Genomic DNA, 15,883 nt, shown 5'->3' on the forward strand with positions numbered 1-15,883 from the left:
CCCCTTCTCTTTCGCCCCCTCCGCCCCCTCCGCCCCTTCCCGTCCCGTACCGCAGGGGCTGATGTCAGCCCGTCCGGCGTTTGAGGACGAGGCCGTCACGGCCGATCGGGGGTTTGAGGGCGGGGCCCCCAAGTGACGGGAAGGGGCAGGGGCGGAGGGGGCGAAAGAACCTTCCTCAGGCCAGACTGTCCCGCCAGGCCCTGTGCAGATCCGCGAACCGTCCCGTCCCCGCGATCAGTTCGGCTGGGCCTCCGTCCTCCACGATCCGGCCGTGTTCCATCACCAGCACCCGGTCCGCGATCTCCACCGTGGACAGCCGGTGCGCGATCACGACCGCCGTACGGCCGCGCAGGACCGTCAACATGGCGCGCTGGACGGCTCGTTCGCCGGGTATGTCCAGGGAGCTGGTCGCCTCGTCGAGGATGAGGACCGCCGGGTCGGCGAGCAACGCCCGGGCGAAGGCGACGAGCTGGCGCTGACCGGCCGAGATACGGCCACCGCGTTTGCGTACGTCCGTGTCGTAGCCGTCGGGCAGGGCGCTGATGAAGTCATGGGCGCCGATCGCCTTGGCGGCCCGCTCGATCTCCTCGCGGGACGCGTCGGGGCGGCCGATCGCGATGTTCTCGGCGACCGTGCCGGAGAACAGGAACGCCTCCTGGGTCACCATCACCACACCGCGCCGCAGCTCGGGCACGGAGAGGTCGCGCAGATCGACGCCGTCGAGGAGGACCCGGCCCTCCGAGGGGTCGTAGAAGCGGGCAAGGAGCTTGGCCAGCGTCGACTTGCCCGCGCCCGTGGAGCCGACGACGGCCACCGTCTGTCCGGCGGGAAGCGTCAGCGAGAAGGAAGGGAGGACCTCGCCGCCCGTGCGGTACGCGAAGCGGACGTCGTCGAAGACGACCTCGCGGCCGGGGTGTTCGGAGGCGAGCGCGGGCAGCTGCTGCGGCGCGGACGGTTCCGGCACCGACGGCGTCTGGGCCAGCAGGCCCGCGATCTTCTCCAGCGAAGCCGCCGCGGACTGGTACGAGTTGAGGAACATGCCGAGCCGGTCGATCGGGTCGTACAGGCGGCGCAGATAGAGGACCGCGGCGGCCAGCACACCCAGCGCCAGCGAGCCCGAGGCCACCCGGTAGGCGCCCCACAGCACGATCCCCGCGACCGCCGTGTTGGCGACCAGACGGGAGCCGACGACATAGCGGGCCATCTCCAGCAGGGCGTCGCCGTTCGTCTTCTCATGGCGCTGGTTGAGCACTTGGAAGTCCGCGTCGTTGGCGGCCTCGCGGCGGAACGCGCGCACCGGGCGGATGCCGTTCATCGTCTCCGCGAACTTCACGATCACGGCGGCGATCGCGGTCGAGCGGAGGGCGAAGATACGGCCCGCGCGGCGCTGGTAGAGCCGGATGAGGAGATACAGCGGCACGAACGACGCCACCGCGACCGCGCCGAGGCCCAGGTCCAGCCAGAGCAGCATCGCCGAGATGTAGACGAAGGACAGGATGACCGTGGCGAGCTCCTGCAGGCCCTCGCTGAGCAGTTCGCGCAGCGACTCGACGTCCGTCGTGGAGCGGGAGATCAGCCGGCCCGAGGTGTAGCGCTCGTGGAAGTCGATGCTGAGCGCCTGCGCGTGGCGGAAGATCCGGCCGCGCAGATCGAGCAGCACGTCCTGGTTGACGCGGGCCGAGGCGATGATGAAGGCGTACTGGAGCCCTCCGGAAGCCACCGAGCACAGCAGATACGCGACGGCGACGACGATCAGCGGGCCGTGGTCGTCGCTCCGGAACGCCGGTACGGCGCGGTCGAGGGCGTACGCGACGAGCAGCGGCCCCGCCTGCACCGCGGCCTGCTGGAGCAGGAGCAGCACGGTGGTCACGACCACGCGGGCCCTGAGCGGGGCGAGCAGGGAGCGCAGCAGCGCGGCGGTCGCGCCCGGGGGAGTGGGGAGCGTGTCGCGGTCGAAGGGGTCCGTGTGCTGTTCGGGTTCCCGGGCCGGTCGGTCCTTGTCCGGCGCGGTGGTCGTGGGCGCCGTCATCGGGGGTCCTCCTCGGCTCCGGCGCCCGACATCAGCCAGGCGTACTCGGCGTTGGTGCGCAGCAGTTCGTGGTGTGTGCCGACCGCGGCGATGCGGCCGCCGGAGAGCAGGGCCACGCGGTCGGCGAGCAGGACCGTGGACGGGCGGTGCGCCACGATCAGGGCGGTCGTCTCCGCCAGGACGCGGCGCAGGGCGGCCTCGACCGCGGCCTCCGTGTGCACGTCCAGGGCCGACAGCGGGTCGTCGAGCACCAGGAAACGGGGGCGGCCGACCACCGCCCTCGCCAGGGCGAGGCGTTGGCGCTGCCCGCCCGAGAGGCTCAGGCCCTGCTCGCCCACCTGCGTCGCCGTGCCCTGGGGGAGCACGTGCGCGAAGTCGGCCTGGGCGACGGCGAGGGCGCGGTCCAGCTCCGGCTGCCCGGCGGCGGCCTCCGCGCCCATGAGCACGTTTTCGCCGACGGTCGCCGAGAAGAGGGTGGGCTCCTCGAAGGCGACGGCGACGAGTTCGCGGAGTTCCTCGCGGGGCATCGCCGTGATGTCCCTGCCGTCCAGCGTGATACGGCCGGACGTCACCTCGTGGAGGCGGGGGACGAGGGCCGTGAGGGTGGTCTTGCCGGTGCCGGTCGCGCCGACCAGGGCCATCGATTCGCCGGGGTGTATGTGCAGGTCTATGTCTTCCAGCACGGGAGCCGTGTCCGCGGGGGCATCGGGGTAGCGGAACTGGACGTTGTGGAAGCGGAGTCCGCGGATGTCGGCCTCCCCAGTTGCGGGCAATCGTGCCTCCCCCACTGCCTCAACGGCGTGGGGGGACCCCCAGGCGGCACGGGTGGGCGCTGGGGGTACCCCCTGCTCGAAGAGCTTGGGGGAGGCACCTCGAACCGCCGAGCCGCGCACCCTCCCCCCGGCCGATACCTGCGCCGGGTCACTGGAAACCCCCGGTACCTCAGGAGCCGCGTCCATCACCTCGAAGTACCGTTCCGTCGCCGTCGCCGCCTCCTGGCTCATCGCGAGGAGGAAGCCGATGGAGTCGATGGGCCAGCGCAGCGCGAGGGCTGTGGAGAGGAAGGCCACCAGCGTGCCGGCGGAGAGGTGCCCGTCGGCGACCTGGACCGTGCCGAGGACGAGGGCGGCGCCGATCGCGATTTCGGGAAGGGTGACGATGACGGCCAAGATGGAGGCGAGGAGGCGGGCCTTGACGAGCTCCGTGCCGCGCAGGGTGCGGGACAGCTCGCGGAAGGCGCGCGCCTGGCTGCGATGGCGGCCGAAGCCCTTGATGATGCGGATGCCGAGCACGCTCTCCTCGACGACCGTCGTCAGATCGCCGACCTGGTCCTGCGAGCGCCGGGCCACCTCCGAGTAGCGCCGCTCGAAGAGCCAGCAGACGATCACAAGGGGGACGGTGGGAGCGAGCAGCACCAGCCCGAGCGTCCACTGCTGGGCCAGCATGATGGCCATGCCGACGAGGATCGTCACGGCGTTCACCAGCAGGAAGGTCAGCGGGAACGCCAGGAACATGCGCAGCAGCATGAGATCCGTGGTGCCCCGGGACAGCAGCTGACCGGAGGCCCAGCGGTCGTGGAAGGCGACGGGGAGGCGCTGCAGATGCCGGTACAGATCGGCTCGCATCGCCGCCTCGACGCCCGCCAGCGGCCGCGCCACCAGCCACCGCCGCAGCCCGAACAGCCCGGCCTCGGCGAACCCGAGCAGCAGCAGATACAGCGCTCCGAGCCAGACGCCCGCCGGATCGTGGCCGGCCACCGGACCGTCCACCATCCACTTCAGGACGAGTGGGATCACCAGCCCCGTACAGGAGGCGACCACCGCGACGATGGCCGCGCTGAACAGCCGCACGCGCACCGGCCGCACGTACGGCCACAGGCGCGACAGGCTGCGTACGGCCGAACGTCCGGCACGGTCCTTGGTCATTGCATCTGTTGTGGACATCAGGAGCGAGCCTACGGATCGCCACTGACAGCGCCCACCGAGTTTTGGCCGGACCTGAATCGTTCGATGGGCCTAGGACCGGCACGTTCGAGCGGTCGTACGGCCGTATCAGCCGATCGGTTGATGCGCCTTCGAGCTGCGCTCGCGCTCATCGGCAACCCCGGTGTGGTCGTGCTCGACGAGCTGACCACCGGACTCGATCCGCGCGCCCGCACGAGAACTCCTCAGCCCACCACCCGCAGCAGCAACACCGCCCGAGCCGGCACCGTGACCGCCACCCCCGCCCGATGCTCCACCCCCGGTGCCTCCCCCTGCTCCTCCCGGGAGGTGTCGACGACCACCTCGTACCGCTCCGCCCAAGGCGTCCCCGGAAGCACGAAACTCACCGGCCGATCCCCGGCATGCAGCACGGCGAGGAAGCTGTCGTCCACGACCGGCACCCCCCGCGCGTCCCGCCCGGGAATGTCCCGGCCGGACAGATACATCCCCAGCGTCGCGGCAGGCGCGTACCAGTCCCGCTCCGTCATCTCCGTCCCCCGCGCGGTGAACCACGCCAAGTCCCGCAACCCGTCCACCGAATGGGCCCGCCCGGAGAAGAACGCCCGCCGCCGCAGCACGGGATGCTCGTGCCGCAGGGCGATCAACCGGGACGTCAGTGAGAACAGCGCCCGCCACCCGGGATCGTCGAGATACGACCAGTCGACCCAGCTGATCTCGTTGTCCTGGCAGTACGCGTTGTTGTTCCCCCGCTGCGTCCGCCCGAACTCGTCCCCGGCGACCAGCATCGGCACCCCGGTCGACAGCAACAGCGTGGTCAGCAGATTCCTCAACTGCCGCCGCCGCAGGCCCCGTACGCGCTCGTCCCCCGTCTCGCCCTCCGCCCCGCAGTTCCACGACCGGTTGTCGTCGGAGCCGTCCCGGTTCCCCTCCCCGTTCGCCTCGTTGTGCTTGCGCTCGTAGGAGACGAGATCCCGAAGGGTGAACCCGTCGTGGGCGGTCACGAAGTTCACCGAGGCGTACGGCCGACGCCCACCCCACGCGTAGAGATCGCTCGACCCGGACAGCCGGTACCCCAGGTCCCGTACATCGGGCAGCGCCCCCCGCCAGAAGTCCCGCACGGCGTTGCGGTACCGGTCGTTCCACTCCGTCCACAGGGGTGGGAAGGACCCCACCTGATACCCGCCGGACCCCACGTCCCACGGCTCGGCGATCAGCTTCACCCGCCGCAGCACGGGATCCTGGGCGATGACGGCGAGGAACGGCGACAGCATGTCGACGTCGTGCATGGACCGGGCGAGGGCGGCGGCCAGGTCGAAGCGGAAGCCGTCCACCCCCATCTCCGTCACCCAGTACCGCAGCGAGTCCGTGATCAGCCGCAGCACATGTGGCTGCACCACGTGCAGGGTGTTCCCGCACCCCGTGTAGTCCGCGTACCGGCGGGCGTCCGACTGCAGCCGGTAGTACCCCCGGTTGTCGATGCCGCGCAGCGACAGCATCGGACCCAATTCATCCGCTTCCGCGGTGTGGTTGTAGACCACGTCGAGGATGACTTCGATACCGGCGGCGTGCAGCGCCCGTACCATCCGTTTGAATTCGCCGACCTGCTGGCCGGTCGTACCGGAGGCGGCGTACCCGGCGTGCGGGGCGAAGTATCCGATCGAGTTGTACCCCCAGTAGTTCTTCATGCCCCGCCGCAGCAGATGGTCCTCGTGCGCGAACTGGTGCACCGGCAGCAGCTCCACCGCGGTCACCCCGAGCTTCACCAGATGCTCGATCGCGGCCGGATGCGCCAGCCCCGCGTACGTGCCGCGCAGTTCCTCCGGAATCCCCGGGTGCAGTCGGGTGAACCCCCGCACATGCAGCTCGTAGATCACCGAGTCCGCCCACGGGGTCTTCGGGCGGTGGTCGTCCGACCAGTCGTCGTCGTCATGGACCACGACACCCTTGGGGACGTACGGCGCCGAGTCGCGGTCGTCGCGCACGGTGTCGGCGACCTGCTGCTGGGGCCAGTCCCGGACATGTCCGTACACCTCGGGCGGCAGACTGAAGTCGCCGTCGACGGCACGGGCGTACGGATCGAGGAGCAGCTTCGCCGGGTTCCAGCGGGCGCCGGTCCACGGGTCCCAGCGGCCGTGCACGCGGTAGCCGTAGCGGCGGCCGGGCAGCACGCCGGGGACGAAGCCGTGCCAGATCTCGTGGGTGAGCTCGGTGAGCGGGACCCGGGTCTCGTGGACGTCACCGTCCCGCTCGTCGAAGAGGCACAGGTCCACGGCCTCCGCGCCGCCCGCCCACAGGGCGAAGTTGGTGCCCGGTACGCCATCGGGGCCGACGCGGAAGCGCGCGCCGAGCGGGGTCGGGGCGCCCGGCCACACGGACATGGCGGGCCCCGTCGTCCGCTGGGCGCCGTTCAGTGCGGGGGCCGACTGCACGGGCAGCCCGCCGCCCGCGGCACGTCCCTCCTGGACTGCCTCCTGCTCGGGTGCGCTCGACACCGGTCAGCCTCCCGCGGCTCGATGGAACGACCCGATGAACAGCGTGCGGCGTCCCGGCCGCGGGCTCCCCGTCGCGTCGTCCTCCCCACTGTTCTGCCCAGAGCGTGGCTCGCACTCACGTTTCCCCAGCGGGGCACAGTCGTTGGGCCCTCTGTGAAGCATGTACAGACGCGCGCGCGGCGCGCAGGGGCCGCGCTGGCCGCCGTACTGACCTGGGCCGGCCTGCTGGCCGGAGCCGCCGGCTGCACTTCGGACGGGTTCGACGAGGTGTTCGGCAAACGGCAGTCGTCCGAGGACGTCATCCATGTCTCGCCGGACGACAACAGCAAGGGCGTAAGCTCCCATCAGACGATCAAGGTAGGGGTGCCCAGCGGGCGCCTGGAGTCCGTGAAGGTCGTGAAGACCCAGGACGCGCAGGAGTCCCCGGTGCGGGGGCACATCAGCGACGACGGCCTGACCTGGAAACCCGACGAACCCCGGCTCGCGCTGGCCGCCCAGTACACGGTCGACGCGGTGGCCCTGGACGAGCGGGGGCGGCGCTCGGCACGGCACACGACGTTCACGACGGCCGTCCCCGCCGAGCGGTTCATCGGATACGTCACCCCGGAGAACCGGTCCACCGTCGGCACCGGAATGATCGTCTCGCTCGCGTTCAACCGGGAGATCAAGAACCGGGCCGCCGTCGAGCGCGCGATCCATGTGACCGCGGAGCCCGCCGTCGAGATCCGGCCGCACTGGTTCGGCAAGGACCGCCTCGACTTCCGCCCGCAGAAGTACTGGAAGCCGGGCACGAAGGTCACGATCGGGCTGCACCTGCGGGACGTCCAGGCGGCACCGGGCGTGTACGGACTCCAGAACAAGACCCTCTCGTTCACCGTCGGGCGCAGCCAGGTCTCGCTCGTCGACGCCGCCGAACACACCATGGAGGTACGCCGCGACGGTGACCTCCTCGCCACCGTGCCGATCACGGCGGGCGCCCCCGAGACGACGACGTACAACGGAAAAATGGTCGTCATGGAGATGCTGGAGATGACGCGGATGAACAGCCGCACGGTCGGTTTCGGCGGCGAGTACAACATTCCGGACGTCCCCCACGCCATCCGGCTCACCGACACCGGAACCTTCCTGCACGGCAACTACTGGGCGGAGGAGGGCGCCTTCGGCAACAGCAATGTCAGCCACGGTTGCGTGGGTCTGGAGGACGTGAAGGGCGGCAGTTCGGACACTCCGGCGGGCTGGTTCTTCGACCGCACCCTGATCGGGGACGTCATCGAGGTCGTCAACAGCAACGACAAAATGGTCTCTCCCGACAACGGGCTCGGAGGGTGGAACATGAGCTGGAAGGAGTGGAAAGCGGGGGCCGCGGTGAAGTAACCCGATATACGGGTACGCGCACGGAGTACGCAGGGGGAACTCCAGCACGCCCCCACATGGCCGAAGTTGGAACTGAACAGTGACAATCCCGGGGAGTCATCGCTCCTGGTCATGTGATTAATTAGCGCGATACGCGCGTGGGACGCGCTGGAGTGCGGGCCTGCTCAGGCCGTGCGAGGGGAGAACAACTTTGAACGGGCGACCGATATCGGGGGCTTCGGTTGGCGCGCGGATACACGAGGGCAAGGGGATCCTGGCACTGCTGCTGGGCGTCCTTCTGCTCACGGTGACCGCATGCGGCGGCGGAGGGGGGACGGACTCGGGGTCCGGCTCGGGGGACGGCAAGGGCAAGGGTTCCAACACAGCGGACACCAAGGCCTCCCAGGCCGTTGTGACCATCGCCCCCAAGGACGGCGCCGACGACGTGAAGACCAGCGGCGCCCTCAAGGTGACCGCCGCCAAGGGCAAACTGACCGAGGTTCAGGTCGAGGACACCAAGGGCAAGGCAGTCGAGGGCACGATCACGGACGGCGGCGCCACCTGGACGCCCTCGACCCACCTCGCCTCGGCCACCAAGTACAAGGTGCACGCGGTGGCCAAGGACGCCGACGGCCGTACGGCCGCCGAGGACTCCGCCTTCACCACCCTCACCCCCAAGAACACCTTCGTCGGCATCTACACGCCCGACGACGGCTCCAAGGTCGGCGTCGGCATGCCCTTCTCGATCCACTTCACGCGCGGCATCACGCACCCCGACGACGTCGAGAAAGCCATCAAGATCAAGACCGAGCCCGCGGTCGACGTCAAGGGCCACTGGTTCGGCAACGACCGCCTCGACTTCCGCCCCGAGCAGTACTGGAAGGCCGGCACGAAGGTCAGCATCACCCTCAACCTCGACGGTGTCGAGGGCCGCCCCGGTGTCTACGGCAAGCAGGCCAAGACCGTGAGCTTCACGATCGGCCGCAGCCAGGTCACCACCGTCGACGCCAAGACCCACAAGATGGTCGTCAAGCGCGACGGCAAGGTCATCAAGACCATCCCGATCACCACGGGCAAGCCGGGCTACGACACCTGGAACGGCCAGATGGTCATCAGCGAGCGCCTCAAGGTGACCCGTATGAACGGCGAAACGGTCGGCTACGGCGGCGAGTACGACATCAAGGACGTCCCGCACGCCCAGCGCCTGACCAACTCGGGCACGTTCATCCACGGCAACTACTGGGGCGGCGGCGCCTTCGGCAACTACAACGCCAGCCACGGCTGCATCGGCGTCCGCGATGTGCGCGGCGGCTACGACAGCGATGTGCCGGCGGCCTGGTTCTTCGACCACTCGATCATCGGCGACGTGGTGATCGTGAAGAACTCCCACGACAAGACGGTCGCCCCCGACAACGGCCTCAACGGCTGGAACATGTCCTGGTCGGACTGGACGGCGTAATCCCTTCACGGCTGATTCGTACGGGCCGGGCGTGCTGTGACCCAGCACACCCGGCCCGTTGTCGTTAACGCCCACTAACCTGCTCCCATGACTGTGCATCTTGAAGTGGCCGAAGGCGTGGGCACCATCCGCCTGGACCGCCCGCCCATGAACGCGCTGGACGTCGCCACGCAGGACCGGCTCAAGGAGCTCGCCGAGGAGGCCACCGGCCGGGCGGACGTCCGTGCGGTGGTGCTGTACGGCGGGGAGAAGGTGTTCGCGGCGGGCGCGGACATCAAGGAGATGCAGGCCATGGACCACGCCGCGATGGTCGTGCGGTCCCGGGCCCTGCAGGACTCCTTCACCGCCGTCGCCCGCATCCCCAAGCCGGTCGTCGCCGCCATCACCGGGTACGCGCTGGGCGGGGGCTGCGAGTTGGCCCTGTGCGCCGACTACCGCATCGCCGCGGACAACGCCAAGCTGGGCCAGCCGGAGATCCTGCTCGGCCTGATCCCCGGCGCCGGCGGCACCCAGCGCCTCTCCCGCCTGATCGGCCCCTCCAAGGCCAAGGACCTCATCTTCACCGGCCGCATGGTCAAGGCCGACGAGGCCCTGTCGCTCGGCCTGGTGGACCAGGTGGTCCCGGCCGACGAGGTGTACACCGCCGCGCACGCCTGGGCCGCGAAGCTCGCGCAAGGCCCGGCGATCGCGCTGCGTGCGGCGAAGGAGTCGATCGACGCGGGCCTGGAGACGGACATCGAGACCGGGCTCGCGATCGAGCGGAACTGGTTCGCGGGCCTGTTCGCGACGGAGGACCGGGAGCGGGGGATGCGGAGCTTCGTGGACGAGGGCCCGGGGAAGGCGAAGTTCCTCTGACCAGCCGGTGTTCGGCGAACACGGCCCCCTCCCCAATGCGGCGAATGTCACTCTCCAAGTTCCGCTGATCCACTTGCAGTTGACGCGATGTCTGACCCGGTGTCCCCCGAAGGGGCGGTTTATGTGAGCCTTAAGGCAACCTTAAGCCTGTCCTGTCGGGGGAGACCGGCGTTTGCCTCCAAGTGGACAGCATGGGCAGGTCAGGTGGGTCATAGCGCCCTCCGAACTGCCTGCGGCATATGCCAACCAGATGGTGCGGAACGGTGCGTTCCGGGGGGCGTATTCCTGCGGAACGGCCCCGAACGGGGCTCTGGGCGGCCATGATGGGGGCATGGCGGGGCTGGAGGGTATCGAACAGCCGCGGCGGCACGGGAGTGCGACCGCGGCGCGCTGGACGCCTGCGGTCGAGGACGAACGGGCACTCAAGGCACTGGAGTTGTTCGGCAATCCGACCGAGGCGGAGGTGCCGTTGCCGTCCCGCCCGGAGTCCGCGGCCACCGCGCGCCGGCTCACGCAGGTCGTGGTCCTGCGCCACTGGGGTCTGTCGCCGAAGATGACAGAGGACGCGGTCCTCCTCGTCTCCGAACTCGTCGGCAACGCCGTACGCCACACCGGCGCCCGCGTCTTCGGGCTCCGGATGCGCCGCCGCCGGGGCTGGATCCGTATCGAGGTCCGCGACCCCTCCCGGGGCCTCCCCTGTCTGATGCCGGTCCAGGAGATGGACCTGAGCGGCCGGGGCCTCTTCCTCGTCGACAAACTCTCCGACCGCTGGGGCGTCGACCTGCTGCCTCGCGGCAAGACCACCTGGTTCGAAATGCGCGTGGCGGACCGCTGACTCCCCCCGGCACGCGGAAACCCCGGCCGCTGAGCAGCCGGGGCTTCTGAGGGCGTCGCGGAACGATTTGGGGTGTGAACCGCGGCGCCGGCGACAACCATGGCCCGGGTCAATGGGTGGAGGTCGCACCGCTGACTATCGCAGACCCGACCGACTGATCCAAAAGCGACCAGCGCCCGGGCCGAGTGCCTATGCAGGAACTTTGCGCCCCCTGTGCCCCACCGCACGTCCGCCTCCACCTGCAACCGCCACGTTTTCTCGCCCCCGCCGCCCCTACCCATTCCCGTACCTGGGGGCTGCGCCCCCAGACCCCCCTTCGCCCTGACGGCCTCGTCCTCAAACGCCGGACGGACTGAAAGATCACCGGCCGGGGGAGGAGGGCAGCCGGGGTGAGTGGGGTCCGGCTCGGTGCCCCGGTCTCACTCACCGCCTGGATCTTGCTCGTCGCCCGGGGCTCGTTCGTCGGCTGGACCTCAGGCGACAGAGCCGAAGCGGTCGATGGATGCCCGCCGGGGCAGGGCCGGGATGCACCCGCAGTCGGCAACACGCGCCCGTCGTCAACGCGCACCACGGCGTACCCGTAGTCGTCGGCGCACGCCACGGCGCAACCACGGTCGTCGTCGCGCGCCACGGCGTATCCGTAGTCGTCGTCGCGCACCACGGCGTACCGCGGTCGTCGTCGCGCGCCACGGCGTACCCGCAGTTGTCGTCGCGCACCACGGCGTACCGCGGTCGTCGTCGCGCGCCACGGCGTACCCGCAGTTGTCAGCGCGCACCACGGCGTACCGCGGTCGTCGTCGCGCGCCACGGCGTACCGGCTGCCGCCAACGCACGGAAGGGGCCGTGCCGGTACATCAAATGCCCCGTCGCCACGTGGTGGTCACCAGGCCGAGCAACGGCACCACGCCGAGCTGCAACCGTCGACGGGGCGGATGTACTGGCACGGCCCCGCCCCACCCACCGGCGGAAAGCGCGCCGACCACCCAGCGACCCGCGCCGCCCCCTGATCGGGCCAATCGCCGTTTTTAGGGGCAACTCGCCCTTAAATGGTGCGGGTGACCACGCCCGCTCACCCCCCTCACCTGGCCAGTGAAGAAGAACGCGTCGCGCGCCAGGCGCCAGACCGACGCACGGCACTGCGCTCGGGGGTCGCACTCGCCGCCGGGACGCTGACCGCCGGGACTCTAGCCACCGGCTGCTCCACGGCAGGCGCCGTCGCGCACCCGGCGACCCCACCCCGCACCACACCCCCCGCCGCCAGCGCCTCCCCCCTCACCCCCACCCCCCACCGCTTCCCCACCCACCCCGCCGAGATCACCCACGGCCCCCGCACCCACCCCCAAGTCGCCCTCACCTTCCACGGCCAGGGCGACCCCGCCATCGCCAAGACGCTCCTCGGCGAGGCCGAGCAGGCCGGCGCCCGCGTCACCGTGTTGACCGTCGGCACCTGGCTGGACGAGCACCCCGACATGGCCCGCCGCATCCTCGACGGCGGTCACGACCTCGGCAACCACACCCTGCGCCACCTCGACATCAACGCGATGCCGGAAGCGGAGGCGGACGCGGAGATCCGGGGCTGCGCGGAGCGCCTGAAACGGCTCACCGGCTCGATCGGCACCTGGTTCCGCCCGTCCCGCACCCCCCGCGCCTCCCCCCTCGTAGAACGCCTCGCCCGCAACGCGGGCTACCCGCACACGCTCTCCTACGACGTCGACTCGCTCGACTTCACCTCGCCGGGCGCCCCCGCCATCACCCGCAAGATCATCGGCGAGATCCGCAACGGATCCGTGGTGAGCCTGCACTTCGGATACGCGGACACGGTCGCCGCGCTCCCCGCCGTCCTGGAAGAACTCCACCGCCGCGGCCTGCACGCGGTCACCACCACGGAGCTGCTGAGCTGATGCAGACGCACCACACACCCACCCGGCGCCTCCTGACCGCCGCCCTCACCGCCCTCACCGCCCTCACCGCCCTCGCGGCCTGCGGCAGCGAGCCCCAGGACCACACGAAGGACCAAACGAAGGACCACGCGAACGAGGTCCCCCGCACCAAGGCGGCCGCCATCCAGCCCGCCCCGCCGAAGGCGAAGACGATCCGGGGCCTGCCCGGCATGCCCCCCGTCCTGGACCCGACGGACGTCTACGCCGCCGACCGCCCGAACAGGCTCTCCCCGGTGGTCAAGGACTTCCCGTCCCGCGTCTACGTCCCCAACACCGAGTCCGACACCGTCACGGTCATCGACCCGAAGACGTACGAGGTCATCCAGACGATCCCGGTCGGCGCCCAGCCCCAACACGTCGTCCCCTCCTGGGACATGAAGACGCTGTGGGTCAACAACGACAAGGGCAACACCCTCACCCCCATCGACCCGAAGACCGGCAAGGCGGGCAAGACGGTCGAGGTGCACGACCCGTACAACCTCTACTTCACGCCCAACGGCAAGTACGCCATCGTGATGGCCTCCCTCGACCGCGAACTGGTCTTCCGCGACGCGCACACCATGAAGCGGGTCAAGACCGAGCCGGTCAGCTGCTACGGAGTCAATCACGCCGACTTCTCCCTCGACGGCCGCTACTTCATCGTCTCCTGCGAGTTCAGCGGCGAGCTGCTGAAGGTCGACACGGAGAAGATGAAGGTGATCGGGCAGGAGAAGCTCCCCTTCCACGGCGCCATGCCACAGGACGTCAAGATCTCGCCCGACGGCAAACGGTTCTACATCGCCGACATGATGGCCAACGGCGTGTGGGTGCTGGACGGCGACAAGTTCACCAGGCCCACCCTTCTTCCCACCGGCAAGGGCGCGCACGGCCTGTACGTCAGCCGCGACTCGCGCGAGATGTACATCTCCAACCGCGGCGAAGGCACCATCTCCATCTTCGACTTCACCCAGAACAAGCTGACCAAGAAGTGGCACCTGCCCGACGGCGGCAGCCCCGACATGGGCGGCGTCTCCGCCGACGGCAAGGTCCTGTGGCTGTCCGGGCGTTACGACTCCGAGGTGTACGCCATCGACACCCGCACCGGCATCCAGCTCGCCAGCATCCCGGTCGGCCACGGCCCGCACGGCCTCGCGGTGTACCCGCAGCCGGGCCGCTACTCGCTCGGCCACACGGGCATCTTCCGCTAGAGCAACGCCGGTTGACTGACACGCCGCCGTAGGGGTGATGATCCCCGACCCGCCGCCGCGGAACCGAGAGGGTGCTCTCCATGATCACAACTCGTCTGCGGCGGCGGGCCGCTGCCGTCGTCCTGTGCCTCGGGGCCGTCTTCGCGACGTCCGCCGCGACCCCCGCCTCGCCCGCGCCGGCGATGACCCCCGCCTCGCCGGCGACGGCCACCAAGGCGGCCGCGCCCGCCTGTCCCCAGTTCGCCGACCCGATCAAGGCGGCCGCCGACCGCCGCGTGGACGTCGACCGCATCACCCCCGAGCCGGTCTGGCGCAAGACCTGCGGCACGCTCTACCGCAGCGACAGCCGCGGCCCGGCGACCGTCTTCGAGCAGGGCTTCTACCCGAAGGACGTCACCAACGGGCAGTACGACATCGAGAAGTACGTCCTGGTCAACCAGCCCTCGCCGTACGTGTCGACGACGTACGACCATGACCTGTACAAGACCTGGTACAAGTCCGGCTACAACTACTACATCGACGCGCCCGGCGGCGTGGACGTCAACAAGACCATCGGCGACACCCACAAGTGGGCCGAACAGGTCGAGGTCGCCTTCCCCGGCGGCATCGCGCGCCAGTACATCATCGGCGTCTGTCCGGTCGACAAGAAGACCAAGGTCGAGGTCATGAGCGACTGCGAGAGTAACCCGAACTACGAGCCCTGGCACTGACGTACGACCGGCCCAGGCACTGACCACCCGTACGGCCGACCCAGGCACTGCGTTTCGGCAAATAGAAGACCGTCTACGAACGACACAGACGCTGGTCGGCGAACGGCACGTGGGTCACGATCCTGCGTCTTCCACGGCACCGTCACCGTCGCCGCGATCCGGCTCTGGCTTCGTCCATGATCCGCCGGACGGAACCTGGCGGTGAGGCGCTCGAAAACCAGTGGAGCAGCGCCGCCGTGCGCCATTACCGTGCTGCCGAACCAAGTCGTCTAGTCAAGGACGTGCCGTTGTACACCCTGTGAGACCTCCCGAGCGCTGAATCGTCGCGCGTCGCGCATGTGCGCCGCGCTCCTTTTTGCTGCGGACTTCTCACTGAAACCGGTGTACTTCTGTGCTCAATAGCTGGGTGGTCATGCCCACCTGCCTGCCGCTCGTTCTCCGCCGTTGCCACGCGTGCGCGTCCGAGCGCTTCCGGGCAAACGGCAAATTTCGCGTCAACGCACACCACAAGCTCCTCGACGCCTGGCTCCTCGTGCTCTGTAGCGCTTGCGGGGACACGGCAAAGCTCACGGTCCTGGAGCGGATGAATGTGCGCTCCGTACGACCTGAGTTGCTGGACCGGCTGCATGACAACGACCCTGACCTGGCAGCTGAGCTGCTCCAGGATCCGGTCGTGCGGCGCCGCAATCGCATCGCCCTCGACTGGGACAACGCCTGGCGCCTCGACACCGGCGGATCGGATCACCTGGACCGAGAGGTGATCGACGTCTCGGTGCGCTTTGCGGCGCGGATCCCTGTCCGGCCGGTGCGACTGATCGCTGAGGGCTGCGGTCTTTCGCGGGCCGAGGTCGAAAGACTGATCACGGAGGGGAATCTCGTTTCGGCAGTCCGGCTGAGCGGCAAGCTCTCCGCCGACTTCACCTTCACGCTCAAGCGCTGAGCCCTCCTCGGGACCAGGGGCCTGTCCGGCAAGATCCGCCGGACAGGCCCTAGAAGGCTCGTGAAGATCTTGGGTTCTGGCCCTGCCGCGTCAGCGGCAGGGCCAGACTCGTCGTGTGGCGATGGGCGAGTGGGTCGGCG

General features: G+C 69.6%; 11 protein-coding genes and 1 pseudogene. 9 read left to right on the forward strand and 3 right to left on the reverse strand.

Annotation, left to right across the window (positions count from 1 at the left end):
• Positions 1 to 175: 175 nt before the first annotated feature.
• Together ACFY0T_RS48425 and ACFY0T_RS48430 are read right to left on the reverse strand one after the other, a co-directional pair.
• On the reverse strand, positions 176 to 2,029 hold the full coding sequence (locus tag ACFY0T_RS48425) for an ABC transporter ATP-binding protein (RefSeq protein WP_388885146.1): 1,854 nt from the start codon (positions 2,027 to 2,029) through the stop codon (positions 176 to 178).
• Positions 2,026 to 3,972: an ABC transporter ATP-binding protein gene (locus ACFY0T_RS48430; protein WP_388885148.1), complete on the reverse strand. Its 1,947-nt coding sequence runs from the start codon at positions 3,970 to 3,972 to the stop codon at positions 2,026 to 2,028. The genes ACFY0T_RS48425 and ACFY0T_RS48430 overlap by 4 nt, the downstream gene beginning before the upstream one ends.
• A gap of 126 nt (positions 3,973 to 4,098) precedes the next feature.
• Between ACFY0T_RS48430 and ACFY0T_RS48435 the strand changes: the two are divergent.
• Positions 4,099 to 4,194: pseudogene (locus tag ACFY0T_RS48435) on the forward strand (ABC transporter ATP-binding protein); the annotation flags it as partial.
• A 2-nt stretch (positions 4,195 to 4,196) separates the two neighbouring features.
• Here the strand turns inward: ACFY0T_RS48435 and glgX are convergent.
• A complete protein-coding gene (glgX, locus tag ACFY0T_RS48440; RefSeq protein WP_388885150.1) occupies positions 4,197 to 6,464 on the reverse strand; it encodes a glycogen debranching protein GlgX in 2,268 nt (755 codons plus the stop codon).
• Between the two features lie 153 nt (positions 6,465 to 6,617).
• On the opposite strand from glgX, the gene ACFY0T_RS48445 reads away from it, so the two are divergent.
• The 8 genes from ACFY0T_RS48445 (at position 6,618) to ACFY0T_RS48480 (ending at position 15,743) form a co-directional block, all read left to right on the forward strand.
• A complete protein-coding gene (locus tag ACFY0T_RS48445; protein ID WP_388885152.1) occupies positions 6,618 to 7,838 on the forward strand; it encodes an Ig-like domain-containing protein in 1,221 nt (406 codons plus the stop codon).
• A gap of 190 nt (positions 7,839 to 8,028) precedes the next feature.
• A complete protein-coding gene (locus tag ACFY0T_RS48450; RefSeq protein ID WP_388885154.1) occupies positions 8,029 to 9,276 on the forward strand; it encodes an Ig-like domain-containing protein in 1,248 nt (415 codons plus the stop codon).
• 87 nt (positions 9,277 to 9,363) lie between these two features.
• Entirely contained in the window at positions 9,364 to 10,131 is a 768-nt protein-coding gene (locus tag ACFY0T_RS48455) for an enoyl-CoA hydratase/isomerase family protein (RefSeq protein ID WP_388885156.1), read from the forward strand.
• A 331-nt stretch (positions 10,132 to 10,462) separates the two neighbouring features.
• Positions 10,463 to 10,966, forward strand: a complete 504-nt coding sequence (locus ACFY0T_RS48460; RefSeq protein WP_365876220.1) for an ATP-binding protein — start codon at positions 10,463 to 10,465, stop codon at positions 10,964 to 10,966.
• Between the two features lie 1,046 nt (positions 10,967 to 12,012).
• Entirely contained in the window at positions 12,013 to 12,867 is an 855-nt protein-coding gene (locus tag ACFY0T_RS48465) for a polysaccharide deacetylase family protein (RefSeq protein WP_388885158.1), read from the forward strand.
• Positions 12,867 to 14,093, forward strand: a complete 1,227-nt coding sequence (locus tag ACFY0T_RS48470; RefSeq protein ID WP_388885160.1) for a hypothetical protein — start codon at positions 12,867 to 12,869, stop codon at positions 14,091 to 14,093. The genes ACFY0T_RS48465 and ACFY0T_RS48470 overlap by 1 nt, the downstream gene beginning before the upstream one ends.
• Positions 14,094 to 14,173: 80 nt before the next feature.
• Positions 14,174 to 14,803: an ADP-ribosyltransferase gene (locus ACFY0T_RS48475; protein WP_388885162.1), complete on the forward strand. Its 630-nt coding sequence runs from the start codon at positions 14,174 to 14,176 to the stop codon at positions 14,801 to 14,803.
• Between the two features lie 391 nt (positions 14,804 to 15,194).
• A complete protein-coding gene (locus tag ACFY0T_RS48480; protein ID WP_388885164.1) occupies positions 15,195 to 15,743 on the forward strand; it encodes a DUF1062 domain-containing protein in 549 nt (182 codons plus the stop codon).
• The last annotated feature ends 140 nt before the right edge of the window (positions 15,744 to 15,883 follow it).

Source organism: Streptomyces sp. NPDC001530 (assembly GCF_042894545.1).
Taxonomy (GTDB): Bacteria; Actinomycetota; Actinomycetes; order Streptomycetales; family Streptomycetaceae; genus Streptomyces.

Bases quoted from the DNA above. Each gene is read 5' to 3' on its own strand.
- ACFY0T_RS48460 (WP_365876220.1), top strand. From the start codon at position 10,463: ATGGCGGGGCTGGAGGGTATCGAACAGCCGCGGCGGCACGGGAGTGCG.
- ACFY0T_RS48430 (WP_388885148.1), bottom strand. From the start codon at position 3,972: ATGTCCACAACAGATGCAATGACCAAGGACCGTGCCGGACGTTCGGCC.
- ACFY0T_RS48455 (WP_388885156.1), top strand. From the start codon at position 9,364: ATGACTGTGCATCTTGAAGTGGCCGAAGGCGTGGGCACCATCCGCCTG.
- ACFY0T_RS48465 (WP_388885158.1), top strand. From the start codon at position 12,013: ATGGTGCGGGTGACCACGCCCGCTCACCCCCCTCACCTGGCCAGTGAA.
- ACFY0T_RS48470 (WP_388885160.1), top strand. From the start codon at position 12,867: ATGCAGACGCACCACACACCCACCCGGCGCCTCCTGACCGCCGCCCTC.
- ACFY0T_RS48475 (WP_388885162.1), top strand. From the start codon at position 14,174: ATGATCACAACTCGTCTGCGGCGGCGGGCCGCTGCCGTCGTCCTGTGC.
- ACFY0T_RS48425 (WP_388885146.1), bottom strand. From the start codon at position 2,029: ATGACGGCGCCCACGACCACCGCGCCGGACAAGGACCGACCGGCCCGG.